The organism is Sphingobium psychrophilum, from assembly GCF_012927105.1.
Taxonomy (GTDB): Bacteria; Pseudomonadota; Alphaproteobacteria; order Sphingomonadales; family Sphingomonadaceae; genus Sphingobium; species Sphingobium psychrophilum.
In genome coordinates this window covers 175,397-194,400 of the sequence record NZ_JABBFV010000003.1, presented here as the reverse complement: position 1 = coordinate 194,400, position 19,004 = coordinate 175,397, and the positions used below count along the sequence as shown (strand labels likewise).

Below are 19,004 nucleotides of genomic sequence, written 5' to 3'. Positions count from 1 at the left end.
GAGCGACGGGGATGGAATTTCAGATCGAGACGCAGGCCGGAACGGGGCCAGTGGCGGGCAGCGAGGACCAGTTGCTCGTGCCGATGGACGATGTGCGCGAACATCTGGTCGTGGTGGGCAACGGCATGGCCGGGTGCCGCGCGGTCGAGGAACTGCTGGCGCGGGACGGGACGCGCTACCGTGTCACCATCTTCGGCGCAGAGCCTTATGTGAATTATAACCGGATCATGCTCTCGCCGGTGCTGGCGGGCGAAAAGACGTTCGAGCAGATCGTCATCAACGACCGGGCCTGGTATGACGATAATGGCATCGCGCTGATCGCGGGCGATCCGGTGACGGCGATCGACCGGGCGGCCAAGAGCGTGACCGCGCAGAGCGGCCGGACGGTGCATTATGACAAGCTGCTGATCGCGACCGGCTCCGATCCGTTCATCATTCCGGTGCCGGGCAAGGATCTGCCGGGCGTCATCAGCTTCCGCGACATGAAGGATGTCGACACGATGGTCGAAGCCGCCGGGAAGGGTGGCGATGCAGTCGTGATCGGCGGCGGGCTGCTGGGGCTGGAGGCGGCGCATGGCCTGACGCTGCGCGGCATGAAGGTGACGGTCATCCACCTGATGGACACGCTGATGGAGCGGCAGCTCGATGAAGCGGCCGGCTGGCTGCTCAAGAGCGCGCTGGAAGGGCGGGGCCAGACGATACTGACCGGGGCGAACACAGCCGAAATATACGGTGAGGGCAAGGTCGAGGGCGTCCGGTTGAAGGATGGTCGCCACATTCCGGCCAGCCTGGTCGTCATGGCGGTGGGCATCCGTCCTTCGACAGCACTGGCGCGCGAAGCGGGGCTGGCGGTCAATCGCGGGATACAGGTGGACGACCATATGGTCACCAGCGATGCGGACGTGCTGGCGGTCGGCGAATGTGTCGAGCATGACGGCAATGTCTATGGCCTGGTCGCGCCGCTGTGGGACATGTGCCGTAGCCTGGCCGACGGGCTGACCGACCAGCATACAGGCTATAAGGGGTCGGTGACCTCCACCAAGCTGAAGGTCGCGGGGCTGGACGTCTTTTCCGCCGGTGATTTTTCGGGTGGCGAGGGGTGCGAGGATATCGTCCTGCGCGATGCATCGCGCGGCGTATACAAGCGGGTCGTGGTGAAGGATGATCGCGTCATCGGCGCGGTCCTTTATGGCGATACCGCCGATGGCGGCTGGTATTTCGACCTGCTGAAGCGCGGCGAAAATGTCGCCGAGATGCGCGACCTGCTGATCTTCGGCCAGGCTTTCGCCCAGGGAGGGGGCGCGCTGGACCCTAAGTCGGCCGTTGCGGCGCTCTCGGACGATGCCGAGATTTGCGGCTGCAACGGCGTGTCCAAGGGCCAGGTCGTCGCCTGCATCGGAAAGGGCGCGTGCAGCCTGGACGCGGTGCGGGCGGGGTGCAAGGCGTCGGCGAGTTGCGGTTCCTGCACCGGGCTGGTCGAAAATCTGCTGGCGGTGGTGTTGGGCGATGACGTCCAGTCTGGCCCCAAGACGATGTGCAAATGCACCAGTTTCGGCCATGACGATGTGCGACGCGAGATCGTGGCGCAGGATATGCGGTCGATCCCCGAAGTGATGCAGAAGCTGCATTGGTCGACGCCCGACGGCTGTTCGTCCTGCCGCCCCGCGCTCAACTATTATCTGCTCTGCGCGCTGCCGGGTGTTTATGTCGACGACCAGCAGAGCCGCTTCGTCAATGAGCGGATGCACGCCAATATCCAGAAGGATGGCACCTATTCGGTGGTGCCGCGCATGTGGGGCGGCCTGACCAACCCACGCGAATTGCGCGCGATCGCCGACGTAGTCGATAAATATGACGCGCCGATGGTGAAGGTCACCGGCGGCCAGCGGCTCGACATCTTCGGGATCAAGAAGGAAGATTTGCCCGCCGTCTGGGCGGACCTGAATGCGGCGGGGATGGTGTCGGGCCATGCCTATGGCAAGTCGCTGCGGACGGTGAAGACCTGCGTCGGGAGCGAATGGTGCCGCTTTGGCACGCAGGATTCGACCGGCCTTGGCGTCAAGACCGAGCGGATGACCTGGGGGTCGTGGATGCCGCACAAGTTCAAGATCGCGGTATCGGGCTGCCCCCGCAATTGCGCGGAAGCCACGATCAAGGATTTTGGGATCGTGTGCGTGGACAGCGGTTATGAGCTGCATGTGGGCGGCAATGGCGGCATCCATGTGCGCGTCACCGACTTCTTGTGCAAGGTCGGAACAGAGCAGGAGGCGCTGGATTACTGCGCCGCCTTCACCCAGCTTTACCGTGAGGAAGCGCGCTATCTGGAGCGGACCGCGCCGTGGATCGAGCGGGTCGGCGTCGATTATGTGAAACAGCGCATCGTGGAGGATGATGCCGGGCGCGAGGCGCTGCGGGCGCGGTTCCTGTTTTCGCAGCAGTTCATGCAGGACGATCCCTGGGCGTTGCGCGCCGCGGGCGCCAATAGCGACCTGCACCAGCATCTCGACCCCATCTCCATCGCGGCGGAGTGAATCATATGACGGATTGGATCGACATCGGCACCCTGGCCGACATTCCCCAGCGCGGCGCGCGGACTGTGCGGATCAGCGGTGAGAAGGAAATCGCGGTGTTCCGCACCGGCGACGATCGGGTCTTTGCGCTGGTCAATGAATGTCCGCACAAGAAAGGCCCGCTGAGCCAGGGCATCGTCCATGGCCATAGCGTCGCCTGCCCGCTGCATAACTGGAACATCGCGCTCAGGACCGGGGAGGCGCAGGGCGCGGACGAGGGGTGCACGCCGACGATCGCGGTCAGGCATGAAAGCGGACGGATTTGGATCGCACGGCCTGCCGCGATGCAGGCGGCGGCCTGATGGCGGAGCCGATCCGCACCACCTGCGCCTATTGCGGTGTCGGCTGCGGCATATCGGCCACGCCGACCGGGCCGCGATCGGTCGTCATCAAGGGGGATGAGGCGCATCCGGCCAATGCGGGGCGGCTCTGTTCCAAGGGCACGCATCTGGGCGAGACGGTGGGGCTGACCGGGCGCCTGCTGCATCCGATGGTGGGCAGCAAGCGGGCGAGTTGGGACAAGGCGCTGGACCTGGTCGCGAAGAAGTTTCGCGAGACGATCGAGCGGCATGGGCCGGACAGCGTGGCCTTCTATGTCTCCGGCCAGTTGCTGACCGAGGATTATTATGTCGCCAACAAGCTGATGAAGGGCTTCATTGGTTCGGGCAATATCGACACCAACAGCCGCCTGTGCATGTCTAGCGCGGTGGCGGGGCATATGCGCGCTTTTGGCGAGGATGTGGTGCCGGCCAGCTATGACGATCTGGACGAGGCCGACCTGATCGTCCTGGTCGGGTCCAACACCGCCTGGTGCCATCCGATCGTCTATCAGCGCATCCAGGCGGCGCGCGCAGCGCGGGGAACCAAGCTGGTCGTCATCGACCCGCGGCGTACCGAAACCTGCGAGGATGCCGACCTGCATCTGGCGGTGAAGCCCGGCACGGACGTCGCCCTGATGAACGGCCTGCTGGCGTGGTGCGCGGCCGAGGGGATGACCGATCCAGCGTTTCTGGGCGACAGCGTGCGCACGCCCGACGGCTTTTGGGAGCATATCGGCACCGGCCATGACTTGTGGACGACGGCCAAGACCTGCGACATCGCGCCTGCGCTGCTGGAGCAGTTCTTCCGGCTGTTCGCCGCGACGCCGCGCACCGTCACGCTGTTCAGCCAGGGCATCAACCAGTCGATCCGCGGGACCGATCAGGTCAATGCGATCATCAACGTACATCTGGCCACCGGCCGTATCGGCAAGCCGGGCGCGGCGCCCTTTTCGATCACCGGCCAGCCCAACGCCATGGGCGGGCGCGAGGTCGGCGGGCTGGCGACAACGCTGGCGGCGCATATGGATTTCGCGCCCGAAAACGTCGCGCGCGTTGGCCGATTCTGGGCCGCGCCGACAATGGCGACGAAGCCGGGGCTAAAGGCCGTGGACCTGTTCCGCGCCATCGGCGAAGGCCGGATCAAGGCGCTGTGGGTGATGGCGACCAATCCCGCCGTGTCGCTGCCCGATGCGGGGCGGGTGCGCGATGCGCTGGAGGCGTGCCCCTTCGTCGTGGTGTCGGACGTGATCGCCGACACCGACACCAGCGTCCATGCCGACGTCCGCCTGCCCGCCGCCGGATGGGGCGAGAAGGACGGCACGGTCACCAACAGCGACCGCACGATCAGCCGCCAGCGGCCTTTCCTGGCGCTGCCGGGCGAGGCGAAGCCGGACTGGTGGATCGTCACCGAAGTCGCGCGGCGCATGGGGTGGCGCAATGCCTTCGCCTATGATCGGCCCGCCGATATCTGGCGTGAACATGCGCGGTTGACCGCTTACCAGAATGACGGCGCGCGGCTGCTGAACCTGCGTCGCCATGCGACGATCGGCAATGACGCCTATGAGGCGATGGCGCCGTTCCGCTGGGGCGACACGCCCTTTGCCGACGGGCGTTTCCCGACACCCGACGGCAAGGCGCGGCTGGTGCTGACGAAACAGATGGAGGTGCAGGCGCCCCTCAAGGACTGGCCGATGACGCTCAACACCGGCCGTTATCGCGACCAGTGGCATACGATGACGCGCACCGGCCTGTCGCCCAAGCTGGCGCGGCATCGCGAGGAGCCGCTGGTCGAGATTCATCCCCGCGACGCGGTGGCGTTGGGCATTGGCGAGGGCGACCTGGCGCGGGTGCAGACGGCGCAGGGGAGCAGCCTGTTCCGCGTGATGCTGAGCGAAGGACAGCGGGTCGGCGAGATTTTTACGCCGATCCACTGGACCGATCAGGTGTCGAGCGGGGGGCGTACCGGCCTGCTGCCCCGGCCGCTGGTCGACCCCCATTCGGGCCAGCCGGGCTTCAAATCGACCCCGGCCAGCGTCGAGCGAGTCGCGACCGAATGGAAAGGCTTCCTGATCCTGCGGGGGCAGGAGCCGGTGCAGCTGCCCTGCCTGTGGGCGACCAAGATCAGTGTGCCGGGCGGCGCGCTCTATGAGGTGGCGGGCAATGGCGATGCCGCGCGGCTGGAAGCGTGCTTGCCCAAGGGCGAGCGGGTCGAGGCGATCGACCAGACGCGCGGCACGCGACGGGTGGCGATCATCCGTGAAGGCAAGCTGGCGGGCGTGTTGTTCATCACCCGCACTGGCCTGCTGCCGTCGCGCGACTGGCTGATCGCCCAGTTGTCGGTCGAGGGTGTGGGCGCTTCGGTGCTGGCGGCGCGCGGACCGGGCAGCCAGCCGGACAGGGGGGCGGTGGTGTGCGTCTGTTTCGACATCGGCCTGAACCAGATCGTCGCGGCGATCCGCCAGCAGCAACTGGTGGACGTGCCTGCCATCGGCAAGGCGATCGGCGCGGGGACCAATTGCGGATCGTGCCGGCCCGCGCTCGCCAATCTATTGAAAGAGACTCGTCAGGAGACGCTTCATGCAGCCGAATGAAATGATTTCGCCCGGTGAGGTATGGCTGGTCGGTGCGGGGCCGGGCGACCCGGACCTGCTGACACGCAAGGCGGACAAGCTGATTGCGGCGGCCGATGTCGTATTTTACGATGCGCTGGTGGGGCCGGGGGTGCTGGACCTGATCCCGCAGGGCGTGGAGCGGGTGAGCGTGGGCAAGCGGTCCGGGCGGCATAGCAAGCAGCAGGGCAGCATCAACGACCTGTTGCTGGCGGCGGCGCGGGCGGGCCGGCGGGTGGTGCGGTTGAAGGGCGGCGATCCGTCGGTGTTCGGCCGGTCGGCGGAAGAAATGGCGCATCTGGGTGCGGCGGGGGTGCGGGTGCATATCTGCCCCGGCATCACCACCGCCAGCGCGGCGGCGGCGAGCGGCAGTGCGTCGCTCACGCTGCGCGGCGTGGCGCGGGGGCTGACCTTGGTGACGGCGCATTTGAAGGCGGGCGAGCCATTGAAGCTGGACTGGGACGCGCTGGCGCGGCCGGGCGGGACGCTGGGCATCTATATGGGGCGTGCGGCGGCGGGCGAAATTGGTCGGTCGCTGATCGCGGCGGGGCGCGACCCGGAAACGCCGGTGATGGTGGCGGTGAATGTGTCGCTGCCCAGCGAGCGGCTGATCCGGGGGAAGCTGTCGGCGCTGGCGTTTCTGGTGCAGACCATCAGCGATGACGATCCGACCTTGCTGCTGATCGGTGAGGCGGTAGCGGGAACGCCGGTGGGCGTGAATGTGGCGGTGGGTGAGGCGCTGACGGTCTGAAATAATGGTGGTGTTCCCGCGCAGGCGGGAACCTAGTCCCGCCGTCTGAACTGGGTTCCCGCCTGCGCGTGAACACGGGTCATAGACCCGCCAGATCCCCCGGCCGGTTGATGTTGGGGAGGACCAGGCCCGGTATCTCCACCACGCGCGCGTGCACGCGGTCGATCCAGCCATAGATTGACCGATTATTCTCCTCCGCCAGATGGGCGTCCAGTTCGAAGGCGAAGGTAGCGGGCCACCAGCCGAGTAGTTGCTGGCCTTTGAGGATCGCCGCGCCTTCGCCGATCAGGGCGGCGGGCAGGGCGGCGGGGTAGAAGGGCATGTCGCAGCCGGTGGTCAGCACGCCGGCAAAGCCGTGGTAGAGCGCATGATGGAGCGCGGCGTTCAATCCGCCCAGTGGTCCCATATGGGGTGCCGGGCGATCGGATAGTCCGCCTTCCCGCCCGCAGATGACGACCGCCGCGACATGGGAGGCGAGGCCGGTCATCGCGTGGTCGATCAGGGTGCGGCCGTCGGCCATGCGGGCCAGCGCCTTGTCGCTGCCAAAGCGCGTGGCGCGTCCACCCGCCAGCACGGCGCCCAATATCCTTGTTTCGTCCATAGCCGCTCCCTTGATAGCTATGCTCTATAAGGCATAAGGTGGTGATATGCAGACCCGCCTTGTCGAATATTTCTTGGCGCTGGAGCGCGAAGGCCATTTTGCCCGCGCCGCCGCGCATTGCAACGTGTCGCAACCCACCTTGTCCGCCGGGATCGTCACGTTGGAGACGCAACTGGGCAAGCGGCTGATCCGGCGCGACCGCAAATATGCCGGGCTGACCGCGGAGGGGGAGGCGATATTGCCCTGGGCGCGGCAATTGGTGGCGGCGGCCGAGGCGCTGGGGCAGGCGGCGGAGACGGCGCGCGGGCCGCTGAAGGGGGAACTGCGGCTGGGCGCGATCCCTGCCGCGATGCCCGCCATCGGGTGCCTGGTCGCGGCGATGCAGGCGCGGCATCCGGGTTTGAACGTGTCCATCCGGGCGCTGACGTCGCGGCAGATCGAGCGCGATCTGGCCGCGTTCGAGCTGGATGCGGGGCTGACCTATCTGGATTTCGAACCGCCCGCCCATGCGCTGTCGGTGCCGCTCTATGTCGAGCGGACGATGCTGGTGAGTGCGGTAGACGGCGTGGCGGTGCCCGATCCGCTGGACTGGGCGGGGTTGGCCATATTGCCTTTGTGCCTGCTGCATCAGGGGATGCAGAACCGGCGGATTCTCGATGCGCGGCTGGCCGAGCGGGGGCTGGCGCTGCGGCCGCTGGTGACGGCGGACAGCTATGTCGCGCTACTAGGACTGGTGCAACAGGGGCGGCTCTGTTCGATCATTCCCGACAGTCATGCGACCTTGCTCGACGGGCTGAGTTGGGCGCGGACCCACGCCATGCCACAGGCGGATGAGGGCAGCCGGGTCGGCGTGATCGTGTCCGACAGTGCGCCTATGGGACCGCTGGCGCAGGCGGTGTTGGGGGTCGCGCGCGAGTTGCGCCTGCCACAGGGATTTCGGACGGGGTGATAGGGAAACTCTATCAAAGATATCCGACTTCGATTTGACCCGCAGATCGCGTGGGCGCAGGATTGCGCGCAAAATCGGGCCAAAAAGGCAGGGTAGAGATGGATGAGTTTATCGGCGCATGGACCGCGCGCCACGGCGCGACGCGCGACCGGCTATTGCCGCTGCTGCACGCGATGCAGGAAGAGGTCGGCTATATCGACGATGCGTGGGTGCCGGTGATCGCCAAGGCGCTGAACCTGAGCCGCGCGGATGTGCATGGGGTCGTCACCTTCTATCATGATTTTCGGCGGGTCGCGCCGGGGCGGCATGTGGTGAAGCTGTGCCGCGCGGAAAGCTGTCAGGCGCGTGGCGGCGCGGGAATCGAGGCGGCGGCGGCCAAGCTGTTGGGCGTGGCGATGGGCGAGACGCGGGCCGACGGGCAAGTCGCGCTGGAGCCGGTTTATTGCCTGGGCCTGTGCGCGATCGGCCCCAATGCGCTGGTCGACGGGCGGCCGGTGGCGCGGATCGACGCGGCCACGCTGGAGCGGATCGCGCTGGAGGTGGCGGCATGAGCCGGGTTTTTATCAGCCGTGACATGGCGTCGGTGGCGTTGGGTGCGGATGATGTCGCACGGGCCTTTGCGCAGGCCGGGTGCGAGGTGGTGCGGACCGGGGCGCGCGGGTTGTTCAGCATCGAGCCGCTGGTCGAGGTGGAGACGCAAGCAGGGCGGATCGGCTTTGGTCCTGTGGGGCCGGGCGATGTGGCGGCGGTGCTGGACGGCACGCACGCGGCGCGGCTGGGCGAGGTTGAAGCGCTGCCCTTCTTTGCAGGGCAGCAGCGGTTCACCTTTGCGCGCTGTGGGGTCATCGATCCGCTGAGCCTGGACGATTATGCGGCCACTGGCGGCTGGCAAGGGCTGGACGCGGCCCGGGCGCAGGCTGCGCAACAGGTGGTCGATACGGTCAAGGCGTCGGGCCTGCGCGGGCGTGGCGGGGCGGGCTTCCCCACCGGGATCAAGTGGCAGACGGTGCTGGATGCGTCCGCCGGAGACAAATATATCGTCTGCAACGCGGATGAGGGCGACAGCGGCACCTTTGCCGACCGGATGCTGATGGAGGGCGACCCCTATTGCCTGATCGAGGGGATGGCGATCGCCGCCCATGCCGTGGGCGCGGGCCATGGCTATATTTACATTCGATCGGAATATCCGTTCGCGATTGCGACCATGCGCGCGGCGATCGCGGCCTCGGCGCATATCGTCGCGCCCTTCACGCTGGAGGTACGCGAGGGGGCGGGTGCCTATGTCTGCGGCGAGGAGACGGCGCTGCTCGATTCGATCGAGGGCAAGCGCGGGCAGGTGCGCGCCAAGCCGCCGCTGCCCGCGTTGCAGGGGCTGTTCGGGCGTCCGACGGTCATCAACAATGTGCTGAGTTTGGCAGCGGTGCCGTTTATTTTGGCGCACGGCGCTGAGGCTTACGCCGCGGTCGGGTTCGGGCGGTCGCGCGGGACCATGCCGGTGCAGTTGGCGGGCAATGTGCGGCATGGCGGGCTGTATGAGGTCGGTTTCGGCATCACGCTGGGCGAGTTGGTGAACGCCATCGGCGGCGGCACGGCGAGCAGGCGGCCGGTGCGCGCGGTGCAGGTGGGCGGGCCGCTGGGCGCCTATTTCCCGCCATCCATGTTTCATCTGCCGTTCGATTATGAGGCGTTCGCGGCGGCCGGTGGCTTGATCGGCCATGCGGGGATTACCGTGTTCGATGATAGCGTGGACATGGCGCATATGGCGCGGTTCGCGATGGAGTTCTGTGCCGCGGAGAGTTGCGGGAAATGCACGCCCTGTCGGATCGGATCCACGCGCGGGGTGGAGGTTATGGACCGGATCATAGGGGCGCGTGGGACTTTGAAGCCCGTTCGCCCTGAGCCTGTCGAAGGGCGTCTCTTTTCTTCGCAGGAGAAGGGAGGGGCTTCGACAGGCTCAGCCCGAACGGGGGAGGGGTATTTGGATAGAGCCCTCTATTCGCGCGCGCCGGACCGGATCGATGTGTCGATCGAGGCGCAGACCGCGCTCCTGCGCGATCTGGCCGATACGATGAAATATGGGTCGCTGTGCGCGCTGGGGGGCTTCACGCCTTATCCGGTGCTGAGCGCTCTCGATTATTTTCCCGAAGATTTCGGTGCGCCTGCACCTTTGAAGGAGGCTGCGGCATGAGCTTCACCCGCGAAACCGATCATGGCACTCCGCCCGCGATCGTCACCGGCAAGTCCGTCACCCTGACCATCGACGGGCAGAGCGTGACCCTGCCCGAAGGGACCAGCATCATGCGCGCCGCGTCGCTGACCGGCGGGTCGATCCCCAAGCTGTGCGCGACCGACAATGTGGAGAGTTTCGGATCGTGCCGCCTGTGCCTGGTCGAGGTGGAGGGGCGCAATGGCTATCCGGCGTCCTGTACCACGCCGGTTGCGGACGGCATGGTGGTGCGGACGCAGACGGAGCGGCTGAAAAAGCTGCGGCGCGGGGTGATGGAGCTTTATATCTCCGACCATCCGCTCGATTGCCTGACCTGCGGCGCGAACGGGGACTGCGAATTGCAGGATCAGGCGGGCGCGGTGGGGCTGCGCGATGTGCGCTATGGCTATGATGGTGCGACCAATATGGGGCAGGCGAAGGACCAGTCGAACCCCTATTTCGATTTCGATCCCAGCAAGTGCATCGTCTGTTCGCGCTGCGTCCGCGCCTGCGACGAAGTGCAGGGGACGTTTGCGCTGACGATCGAGAATATGGGGTTCGATTCCAAGGTGTCGGCGTCGCAGGGCGAGGATTTTCTGGGGTCCGAATGTGTGTCCTGCGGGGCGTGCGTGCAGGCTTGTCCCACCGCATCGCTGATCGAGAAGGCGGTGGTGGAGATCGGCACACCCGACCGGGCGGTCGTCACCACCTGCGCCTACTGCGGCGTGGGTTGCACGTTTCGCGCGGAAATGCGGGGGGAGGAACTGGTGCGGATGGTGCCGTGGAAGGACGGCAAGGCCAATCGCGGGCATAGCTGCGTCAAGGGGCGCTTCGCCTGGGGCTATGCCCAGCATCAGGACCGTATCCTCAATCCCATGATCCGCGCGTCGGTGAGCGAGCCGTGGCGGGAGGTGTCGTGGGACGAGGCGATCGCCTATACCGCGAGCGAGTTCCGCCGCATCCAGAGCCAATATGGGACGCGCAGCATCGGCGGGATCACGTCGAGCCGCTGCACCAACGAAGAAACCTTTTTGGTTCAGAAGCTGATCCGGCAGGGTTTTGGCAATAATAATGTCGATACCTGCGCGCGGGTATGCCATTCGCCGACCGGCTATGGGCTGAGCCATACATTCGGCACGTCGGCGGGCACGCAGGATTTCGACAGCGTGATGCAGGCCGACGTCATATTGGTGATTGGGGCCAATCCGACCGACGGGCATCCGGTGTTCGCCAGCCGCATGAAGCGGCGGCTGCGGCAGGGGGCCAAGCTGATCGTGATGGACCCGCGCCGCACCGATCTGGTTAAATCGCCGCATGTCGAGGCGGAGCATCATCTTCCCTTACGTCCCGGCACCAATGTCGCGATGCTGACGGCGATGGCGCATGTGATCGTGACCGAGACGCTCTATGACGAGGCGTTCATTCGCGAGCGGTGCGATTGGGACGAGTTTGCCGATTGGGCGGATTTCGTGTCGGAAGCGGCGCGGTCGCCGGAGGCGATCGAACCGCTGACCGGGGTTAAGGCGGAGGAGGTGCGTGCGGCGGCGCGGCTCTATGCCACCGGCGGCAATGGCGCGATCTATTATGGACTGGGCGTGACCGAGCATAGCCAAGGATCGTCCACAGTCATGGCGATCGCGAACCTAGCCATGGCGACGGGCAATGTCGGGCGGGAGGGTGTGGGCGTGAACCCGCTGCGGGGTCAGAATAATGTGCAGGGCGCTTGCGACATGGGCAGCTTCCCGCATGAATTTTCCGGCTATCGCCATGTTTCCGACACGGCGACGCGGCAGATGTTCGAGGCGGCCTGGGGCGTCGCGCTGGACGCCGAGCCGGGGTTGCGTATTCCCAATATGCTGGACGCGGCGACCGACGGGACGTTCAAGGGGCTGTTCGTGCAGGGGGAAGATATCCTGCAATCCGACCCCAATACCAAGCATGTCGCGGCGGGGCTGGCGGCGATGGAGTGTGTGGTGGTGCAGGATCTGTTCCTCAACGAAACCGCCAATTATGCGCATGTTTTCCTGCCCGGATCGACGTTCCTGGAGAAGGACGGGACCTTCACCAATGCGGAGCGCCGCATCCAGCGGGTGCGCAAGGTGATGGCGCCGCTCAACGGCTATGCCGATTGGGAGATCGTGCAACTGGTGGCCAATGCCATGGGCTTGGGCTGGACCTATGATCATCCGTCGCAGATCATGGATGAGATTGCGGCGCTGACCCCGACCTTTGCGGGCGTGCATTATGGCCGGCTGGAGGCGGAAGGGTCGCTGCAATGGCCGGCGAATGATGCAGCGCCCGACGGGACGCCCACCATGCATATGGACGGGTTCGTGCGGGGGAAGGGCAAGTTCGTCGTGACCGACTATGTGCCGACCGATGAGAAGACCGGACCGCGCTTCCCGCTGCTGCTGACGACCGGACGGATATTGAGCCATTATAATGTCGGGGCGCAGACGCGGCGGACCGCCAATACCGCCTGGCACCCGGAGGATCGGTTGGAGATGCATCCGAGCGATGCGGACAATCGGGGCCTGAAGGATGGCGACTGGGTGACGTTGCGCAGCCGGGCGGGGGAGACGACATTGCGCGCGCTGGTTACCGAGCGGGTCGCGCCGGGGGTGGTCTATACGACCTTCCATCACCCGGAGACGCAGGCGAATGTCATCACCACTGACTATAGCGACTGGGCCACCAATTGCCCGGAATATAAGGTGACGGCGGTGCAGGTGATGGCGTCCAATGGGCCGAGCGACTGGCAGCAGAACTATGCCGATCAGGCGCGTCAGAGCCGCCGGATCGCGCCGTTGGAAGCGGCAGAATAATATGGCGGATATGCGCGACGACGGGCATGTCATGTCCACCACCGATCGGCTAATCTATATGGCGCACCAGATCGCGCGCAATATCGCGACCATGGGGGAGGCGAAGGCGACGGAAGCACTGGCCGAGCATCTGACCCGTTTCTGGGACCCGCGGATGAAGGCACAGATTGTCGCCATTGCGCAGGACCAGCCCGATCGCCTGTCGCCAATGGTGGCAGCGGCCGTCGCGCGGATGAAGCAGGGCAGGCCGGCACCGGATGTCGATGCGGCGCAGTTCAATGCGGTGGACGAGACGGGCCATTGCGACGCCGGTTGAGCGGCGCGCCGTCCATCGCTACGCCATGACGATGGAAGACGCCGCCGCCAGCCCGCTGACATTCGATCGCCTGACGCCTGATGGCGGGACGGCGGCGATCGATCGTGCGCTGGCGGAGGAAGTGCCGGTCGCAATCGAATTTAACGGTATCGGCTATGCGGTGCTGATGGCGACGCCCGCCGATATTGGTGACCTGGTGCAGGGCTTTGCAATGGCCGAGCGTCTGATCGGGCCGGATGATGCGCCGTTCGATGTCGATACGCATCGCACCGAACAGGGGATCGTCGCGCGCGCGACATTGCCGCAGGACCGGAACGACGCCTTGCTGGAGCGGGTGCGGCATCGTGTGTCCGAATCCTCCTGCGGGATATGTGGGATCGAAAATCTGGAGCAGGCGATCCGGCCGTTGCCGCCTGTGACCACTAGGACGCGGGCGGACCGCGCCGCCATTTTCCGCGCATTGGATGCGTTGTACGATCACCAGCCTTTGAATGCGGCGACCGGCGCCGCCCATGCCGCCGCGTGGGTGGGGGCCGATGGCGCGATCCGGCTGGTGCGCGAGGATGTCGGGCGGCATAATGCGTTCGACAAGCTCATCGGGGCGATGGCCTATGCGGGCGCGGATTGGGACGGCGGTTTTGCGCTGCTGTCGTCGCGCTGTTCCTATGAACTGGTGGAGAAGGCGGTGCTGAGCCAATGCCCGCTGCTCGTCACCATTTCCGCGCCGACGCGGTTGGCCGCGACCCGCGCGGAAGAGGCCGGGTTGCCGCTGGTCGTGCTGGCGCGGGGCGATGCGCTGTTGCTGCGCGGCCACAGGCTGTTGCCCTAAACCGGCGACGGCTTGGCATCGCATCCGCTTTCCCCTACAGCGCGCGGCGCAGGGGAGGCTTGGCTTCCCCTGCGACATGATCGCGCCGGTGCCCCGTCAGGGGCTTAATCGGGAATGCGGTGCGGGCGTGCGAACGCCCAATTCCGTGGCTGTCCCTGCAACTGTAAGCGGATAGTGCGATGCATAAGGTCGAAAGACCGGCCACTGGACGTTATGTCCGGGAAGGCTTTGCATCGTTGCTTTGACCCGCGAGCCAGGAGACCTGCCGGCGCTTGGTCGCTCTTGCTTTGGTCCAGGGGATGGCCGGGGCACGGTGGTTTTCCGTCGAGCGACGCCATGCGGCCGGGGCCGCATCGGGTTGTGGACGGGATATGGCGTCATCCCTTGCCTCCGCCTGACCGCGTTAGCGGATGCCCTGGCCCAAGTCGCACCGGCGCCGGGGGTATATATATGTTGAAAACAGGCATTTCTCTGGTGGCGCTGATCGTAGCGACACCGGTTCTGGCGCAGGATGACCAGATCGTCGTCACCGCCACCGGCATAGCGCAGTCGCGCGACGAAGTCGGCCAGGCGATCACCGTGATCGACGCGGAGACGATACAGACGCGGCAGGCGATCGATGTGGTGGACCTGCTGGCGACGACGCCGGGCGTGCGCTTCAGCCGCAACGGCAGTGTCGGCGGTCAGACCGGCGTGTCCCTGCGCGGCGCGGAAACGACGCAGACGTTGGTGCTGATCGACGGGGTGAAGGTCAATGACCCCAGCGGCATCGGCGACGGCTACGATTTTGGGCCTTTGCTGACCGGCAATATCAAGCGGATCGAAGTGCTGCGCGGCTCCAACTCGGTGGTGCATGGCAGCCAGGCGATCGGCGGCGTCGTCAATGTGATGACCGGCGTGCCGGCCGAAGGGTTTGGCGCGAACGCATCGGTCGATTATGGCTATAGCGACACGCTGAGCGCCAAGGCGGACGTATCGGGCACCAGCGGCATCGCGGCGGGCGGGATCGGCGCAGCCTATTTTCGGACCGACGGTATTTCATCAGCCGCGGGTGGCACGGAGCGCGACGGGACCGAAAATATCGCGACCAATGCGCGGTTGACGCTGAATTTCACCGAGGCGCTGAGCCTGGACCTGCGCGGTTACTATATCCACGCGGACCTGGATTATGACAGCTTCTTCGGCGCGCCCGCCGACAGCAGCGATGTGTCAAAGCTCGACCAATATGTCGGCTATGCGGGGCTGAACCTGGCGCTGCTGGACGGCAAGCTGACCAACCGCGCCGCCGTCACCTATCTACGCAACGACCGCGACTATTATTTCGTGCGCGGCACCGACCCGGACTATGGCTATTCGGGCACCAATTTGCGGTTCGAATATGAGGGCGTCTATGCGCCGGTCGAGCAGGCCAAGCTGCTGTTCGGTTATGAGCATGAACGGCCGGACTATGATTTCTTCGGCTTTGGCGACACGGCGAGCGCGCGGATCAACATCGATAGCGTCTATGCGCTGGCGATCGTCAAGCCCTTCGTGGGCCTGGCCGTCACGGGCGGCGTGCGCCATGACGACCATAGCCAGTTCGGCGGCGCGACCACCTTCGGCGCGAACGCCAATTATTCGCCCAACGGCGGCGCGACCAATGTGCGGCTAAGCTATGGCGAGGGGTTCAAGGCGCCCTCGCTCTATCAGCTGTACGACACCTATAGCGGCAACAGCGCGCTGCGGCCGGAACGGTCGAAAAGCTATGATGTCGGTTTCGATCAGAGCCTGGACGGCGGGCGGGCGATGCTGTCGGTCACGGCGTTCCGCCGCGATACGCGCGACCAGATCAATTATGACAACGCCACCTTCACCTATGGCAATCTGGACCGCACCCGCGTCAAGGGCGTGGAAGCGTCAATCGCGCTGAAGCCGGTCGATGCGCTGACCGTCACGGGCAGCTACAGCTATGTCGATGCGCGGGATCGGTCGTCGGGGTCGGCTAATTATGGCAATCGCCTGGCCCGCCGCGCCGCCAACGCCGTCAGCCTGTCGGCCGACTATGTCTGGTCGTTTGGCCTGTCGACCGGCGCGACAGTGACGATGGTGGACGATAGTTTCGACAATGCGGCGAACACGCGGCGGCTGGATGGTTATGCGCTGGCCGGGGTGCGGGCGTCGATGCCGCTGGGCGAGCATCTGGAAGTCTATGGCCGGATCGACAATCTGTTCGATGAGACGTACCAAACGGCCTATGGCTATGGCACCTATGGCCGCGCTGCCTATGGCGGCGTGCGTGTTCGCTTCTGATCTGAACGAGGGGGCGGGCGTGATGCCTGCCCCTTTATCGCGGCGCGTTCAGGCGCTGCGTGATCGTGCGCGCCGCCTGCACATAGGCGGGGCCGCCGCACACGGTCCAGCTTTGCGGCAGGCTGATGCGGGGGATGGTCGCGAGCGCTGGATGGTGCAGCATCTCGGTGCCCTGATCGACCACCTTATCGGTGGCGCTTTCCACGATCAGCCAGTCGGGGCGAGCGGCGACCATTTCCTCCAGCGGCACTTGCGCCAGGGGGGGCTTGCCGAGCTTACCCGCCAGGTTGGTGAGGCCGATGCGGCGCATCAGATCGTCGATCAGCGTGCCGGTGCCGGTCATATAGCCCCGCCGCTGGTAATAGGCGGCGACACCGCCGCGTTTGGGACGGGGCAGGGCGGCGAGATCGCGGTTCATGGCCGCGATCAGTTTCTCACCGCGATCGACATGTCCGACCGCGCGCGCGACCTGGCGGATTTGGTCGAGGATCGCGGCATAGCTGTCGGCGCTGGAGAGGCCCAGCGTGCGCCAATCGCCCGGCGGCGCACCCGCCACTTGATTGGGGCCGATCGGGAAGCCCAGGATCAGGTCGGGGCGGATCGCCAACACTTCCTCCGACGCCCGGCGCAGCGTGCGGAAACCGCCCGCTTTGGTCGCTGCGGCGGACAGTTCAGGATCGCGGGCGTTGCTGCTGAGCGCGGCGATCTGCGAGGGATCGGCGAGCGCCAGCAGATATTGGTCGGCGCAGACGTTGAGCGACACGATGCGGCGCGGGGCGGCCGATGCGGCGGTGCCGGTCAGCAGGAGGGCGGCGGTCGCAAAGATAAAAGGGCGGATCATGGGGCTTGTCTCATAGCAGAACATGTTCCCGCGCAGGCGGGAACCCAGTCCAGCCGTCTCAACTGGGTTCCCGCCTTCGCGGGAACACGGGGATTTGTCTATCAGGGATTGCGACGCAAGCCATGACCGCGCGGCGCCATCATCGCCTGTTGATCCCCGGCCTGCTGCTGCTGGTCGTCGGCGCCGCCTTCGGCTCCGTACTGCTGGGCGCGGTGGCGATCAGTCCGGTGCGGGTTTGGGCGGTGCTGACGGGCGGCGGCGATGGCATCGCCCGCGCCATCATCATCGACCTGCGCCTGCCGCGCATGATGCTGGGGCTGATCGTCGGCGCGATGCTGGGGCTGGCGGGGGCGGCGTTGCAGGGCTATCTGCGCAATCCGCTGGCGGAGCCATCTGTCCTGGGGGCGTCCAATGCCGCCGCGCTGGGCGCGGTCTGCGCGCTGTATTTCGGATTGGCGCAGCTGCACCCGCTGGCGTTGCCCGTGCTGGCGATCATCGCCGCGCTGGTCGCCATCGGCACGTTGTTCGCGCTGTCGGGATCGGCGGAAAGCCCGTTGACGCTGATACTGGCCGGCATCGCCGTCGCCACGCTGGCGGGGGCGGGGATCAGCCTGGCGCTGAACCTGTCGCCCAATCCCTTTGCCGCGATGGAGATTATGAGCTGGTTGATGGGCAGCCTGGAAAATCGCAGTTACGCCCATGTCTGGATCGCGCTGCCCTGCGTGGGCGTTGGCGCGGCGTTGCTGATCGCGGACGGGCGGACGCTCGACGCGCTGACCCTGGGCGAGGATGGCGCGCAGGCGCTCGGCGTCAACCTGTCGGCCGCGCGATTGCGCATGATGCTGGGCGTGGCGATCGGTGTGGGCGGCGCGGTGGCGGTGTCGGGGGCGATCGGCTTCGTCGGGCTGATCGTGCCGCATCTGGTGCGGCCGCTGACCGACCGGTCGCCTTCGGCTGTCTTGATCCCGGCCATGCTGGGCGGCGCGGCGCTGCTGACGCTGGCGGATATCGGCGTGCGGCTGATGCCCACCACCAATGAATTGAAGCTGGGCGTGGTGACGGCCTTGCTGGGCGTGCCGGTGTTCCTGGTCCATCTGATGCGGGAGCGGCGGCTATGGTGACGATCGCGGCGCAGGGATTGACGGTGCGGCTGGGCCGCCATGCAGCCGTGCAGCATGTGGACGTGACGCTGGAGCCGGGGGCTTTGGTGGGTGTGATCGGTCCCAATGGCGCGGGCAAGTCCACGCTGATCCGCGCGCTGCTGGGCTTGGTGAAGCCAGCGTCGGGGCGGATCACGATCGATGGACAGAATGTGGGCCGGCTGGACCGGCAGGTGATCGCCCGCGCCATCGCCTATCTGCCGCAGGGGCAGACCCTGCACTGGCCGCTGTCTGTCGAGCGGTTGGTGGCGCTGGGGCGATTGCCCCATCTGGGGCCATTGTCGCGGCTGTCGGCGGCGGATGATGCGGCGGTCGAGGCGGCTATGGCGCGGGCCGATGTGCTGCACCTGAAAGGTCGGATCGCGACCGAATTGTCGGGGGGCGAGCGGGCGCGGGTGCTGCTGGCGCGGGCGCTGGCGGTGGGCGCGCCTGGGCTGATCGCGGACGAGCCGCTCGCCGCGCTCGATCCGGGGCATCAGATCGACGTTATGGACCTGTTGCGCAGCGAAGCGCGCGGCGGGGCGCTGGTGGTCACGGTGCTGCATGACCTCAGCATGGCGGCGCGCTATTGCGACCGGCTGCTGCTGATGGACGGCGGCGCGCTGGTCGCCGATGGCGCGCCGATGGATGTGCTGACGGCGGATGCGCTGGCAAAGGTCTATGGCGTGACGGCGCGGATCGAGCGGGACGGGGACGTGCCGCTGATTGTGCCGACGGGACGAGTTTCCTGACCCCCCC

Annotated in this window: 15 protein-coding genes and 1 riboswitch; of the genes, 13 read left to right on the top strand and 2 right to left on the bottom strand. The window is 66.2% G+C overall.

Going from position 1 to position 19,004, the window contains the following annotated elements; genetic code table 11:
* Nucleotides 1-11: 11 nt before the first annotated feature.
* Genes nirB through cobA form a run of 4 tightly spaced genes read left to right on the top strand, consistent with a single transcriptional unit; the run spans nucleotide 12 to nucleotide 6,250 of the window.
* Complete coding sequence (gene nirB, locus HHL08_RS05960) at nucleotides 12-2,531, top strand: nitrite reductase large subunit NirB (protein WP_206377738.1); 2,520 nt, start codon at nucleotides 12-14, stop codon at nucleotides 2,529-2,531.
* Nucleotides 2,532-2,536: 5 nt separating this feature from the next.
* A complete protein-coding gene (nirD, locus tag HHL08_RS05955; protein ID WP_169571566.1) occupies nucleotides 2,537-2,872 on the top strand; it encodes a nitrite reductase small subunit NirD in 336 nt (111 codons plus the stop codon).
* Nucleotides 2,872-5,481, top strand: coding sequence for a nitrate reductase (locus HHL08_RS05950; RefSeq protein ID WP_169571565.1), 2,610 nt, complete (start codon nucleotides 2,872-2,874; stop codon nucleotides 5,479-5,481). The genes nirD and HHL08_RS05950 overlap by 1 nt, the downstream gene beginning before the upstream one ends.
* On the top strand, nucleotides 5,468-6,250 hold the full coding sequence (cobA, locus tag HHL08_RS05945; RefSeq protein WP_169571564.1) for a uroporphyrinogen-III C-methyltransferase: 783 nt from the start codon (nucleotides 5,468-5,470) through the stop codon (nucleotides 6,248-6,250). The genes HHL08_RS05950 and cobA overlap by 14 nt, the downstream gene beginning before the upstream one ends.
* A gap of 79 nt (nucleotides 6,251-6,329) precedes the next feature.
* On the opposite strand, the gene mobA is transcribed toward cobA, so the two are convergent.
* The gene (mobA, locus tag HHL08_RS05940; protein ID WP_169571563.1) at nucleotides 6,330-6,851 is read right to left on the bottom strand and encodes a molybdenum cofactor guanylyltransferase; all 522 of its coding nucleotides are present in this window, start codon (nucleotides 6,849-6,851) and stop codon (nucleotides 6,330-6,332) included.
* 46 nt (nucleotides 6,852-6,897) lie between these two features.
* Between mobA and HHL08_RS05935 the strand changes: the two genes are divergently transcribed.
* The 7 genes from HHL08_RS05935 (at nucleotide 6,898) to HHL08_RS05905 (ending at nucleotide 16,265) form a co-directional block, all read left to right on the top strand.
* Entirely contained in the window at nucleotides 6,898-7,800 is a 903-nt protein-coding gene (locus HHL08_RS05935) for a LysR family transcriptional regulator (protein WP_169571562.1), read from the top strand.
* Between the two features lie 98 nt (nucleotides 7,801-7,898).
* The gene (locus HHL08_RS05930; RefSeq protein WP_169571561.1) at nucleotides 7,899-8,351 is read left to right on the top strand and encodes an NAD(P)H-dependent oxidoreductase subunit E; all 453 of its coding nucleotides are present in this window, start codon (nucleotides 7,899-7,901) and stop codon (nucleotides 8,349-8,351) included.
* Complete coding sequence (locus HHL08_RS05925) at nucleotides 8,348-9,988, top strand: NADH-ubiquinone oxidoreductase-F iron-sulfur binding region domain-containing protein (RefSeq protein ID WP_169571560.1); 1,641 nt, start codon at nucleotides 8,348-8,350, stop codon at nucleotides 9,986-9,988. The genes HHL08_RS05930 and HHL08_RS05925 overlap by 4 nt, the downstream gene beginning before the upstream one ends.
* Nucleotides 9,985-12,831 (top strand): formate dehydrogenase subunit alpha, encoded by a 2,847-nt coding sequence (gene fdhF, locus HHL08_RS05920; RefSeq protein WP_169571559.1) that lies wholly within the window; start codon nucleotides 9,985-9,987, stop codon nucleotides 12,829-12,831. Before HHL08_RS05925 ends, fdhF begins: the two co-directional genes overlap by 4 nt.
* A gap of 10 nt (nucleotides 12,832-12,841) precedes the next feature.
* Nucleotides 12,842-13,147: a formate dehydrogenase subunit delta gene (locus HHL08_RS05915; protein ID WP_206377737.1), complete on the top strand. Its 306-nt coding sequence runs from the start codon at nucleotides 12,842-12,844 to the stop codon at nucleotides 13,145-13,147.
* A gap of 31 nt (nucleotides 13,148-13,178) precedes the next feature.
* Nucleotides 13,179-13,976, top strand: a complete 798-nt coding sequence (gene fdhD, locus HHL08_RS05910) for a formate dehydrogenase accessory sulfurtransferase FdhD (protein ID WP_169571693.1) — start codon at nucleotides 13,179-13,181, stop codon at nucleotides 13,974-13,976.
* 69 nt (nucleotides 13,977-14,045) lie between these two features.
* Nucleotides 14,046-14,260, top strand: a riboswitch (cobalamin riboswitch).
* 166 nt (nucleotides 14,261-14,426) lie between these two features.
* Nucleotides 14,427-16,265: a TonB-dependent receptor plug domain-containing protein gene (locus HHL08_RS05905; protein WP_169571558.1), complete on the top strand. Its 1,839-nt coding sequence runs from the start codon at nucleotides 14,427-14,429 to the stop codon at nucleotides 16,263-16,265.
* A 34-nt stretch (nucleotides 16,266-16,299) separates the two neighbouring features.
* On the opposite strand, the gene HHL08_RS05900 is transcribed toward HHL08_RS05905, so the two are convergent.
* Nucleotides 16,300-17,106 carry an ABC transporter substrate-binding protein gene (locus tag HHL08_RS05900; protein ID WP_169571557.1) on the bottom strand — a complete coding sequence of 269 codons (807 nt, stop codon included), beginning with the start codon at nucleotides 17,104-17,106 and terminating at the stop codon, nucleotides 16,300-16,302.
* A 122-nt stretch (nucleotides 17,107-17,228) separates the two neighbouring features.
* On the opposite strand from HHL08_RS05900, the gene HHL08_RS05895 reads away from it, so the two are divergent.
* Nucleotides 17,229-18,227 (top strand): FecCD family ABC transporter permease, encoded by a 999-nt coding sequence (locus HHL08_RS05895; RefSeq protein WP_169571556.1) that lies wholly within the window; start codon nucleotides 17,229-17,231, stop codon nucleotides 18,225-18,227.
* Complete coding sequence (locus HHL08_RS05890) at nucleotides 18,221-18,997, top strand: ABC transporter ATP-binding protein (RefSeq protein ID WP_169571555.1); 777 nt, start codon at nucleotides 18,221-18,223, stop codon at nucleotides 18,995-18,997. The genes HHL08_RS05895 and HHL08_RS05890 overlap by 7 nt, the downstream gene beginning before the upstream one ends.
* The last annotated feature ends 7 nt before the right edge of the window (nucleotides 18,998-19,004 follow it).

Coding starts and splice junctions, on each gene's coding strand:
- HHL08_RS05930 (WP_169571561.1), top strand. CDS start 7,899: ATGGATGAGTTTATCGGCGCATGGACCGCGCGCCACGGCGCGACGCGC.
- HHL08_RS05915 (WP_206377737.1), top strand. CDS start 12,842: ATGCGCGACGACGGGCATGTCATGTCCACCACCGATCGGCTAATCTAT.
- cobA (WP_169571564.1), top strand. CDS start 5,468: ATGCAGCCGAATGAAATGATTTCGCCCGGTGAGGTATGGCTGGTCGGT.
- fdhF (WP_169571559.1), top strand. CDS start 9,985: ATGAGCTTCACCCGCGAAACCGATCATGGCACTCCGCCCGCGATCGTC.
- nirD (WP_169571566.1), top strand. CDS start 2,537: ATGACGGATTGGATCGACATCGGCACCCTGGCCGACATTCCCCAGCGC.
- HHL08_RS05905 (WP_169571558.1), top strand. CDS start 14,427: ATGTTGAAAACAGGCATTTCTCTGGTGGCGCTGATCGTAGCGACACCG.
- fdhD (WP_169571693.1), top strand. CDS start 13,179: ATGGAAGACGCCGCCGCCAGCCCGCTGACATTCGATCGCCTGACGCCT.
- HHL08_RS05890 (WP_169571555.1), top strand. CDS start 18,221: ATGGTGACGATCGCGGCGCAGGGATTGACGGTGCGGCTGGGCCGCCAT.
- HHL08_RS05950 (WP_169571565.1), top strand. CDS start 2,872: ATGGCGGAGCCGATCCGCACCACCTGCGCCTATTGCGGTGTCGGCTGC.
- HHL08_RS05900 (WP_169571557.1), bottom strand. CDS start 17,106: ATGATCCGCCCTTTTATCTTTGCGACCGCCGCCCTCCTGCTGACCGGC.
- HHL08_RS05925 (WP_169571560.1), top strand. CDS start 8,348: ATGAGCCGGGTTTTTATCAGCCGTGACATGGCGTCGGTGGCGTTGGGT.
- mobA (WP_169571563.1), bottom strand. CDS start 6,851: ATGGACGAAACAAGGATATTGGGCGCCGTGCTGGCGGGTGGACGCGCC.
- HHL08_RS05935 (WP_169571562.1), top strand. CDS start 6,898: ATGCAGACCCGCCTTGTCGAATATTTCTTGGCGCTGGAGCGCGAAGGC.
- HHL08_RS05895 (WP_169571556.1), top strand. CDS start 17,229: ATGACCGCGCGGCGCCATCATCGCCTGTTGATCCCCGGCCTGCTGCTG.
- nirB (WP_206377738.1), top strand. CDS start 12: ATGGAATTTCAGATCGAGACGCAGGCCGGAACGGGGCCAGTGGCGGGC.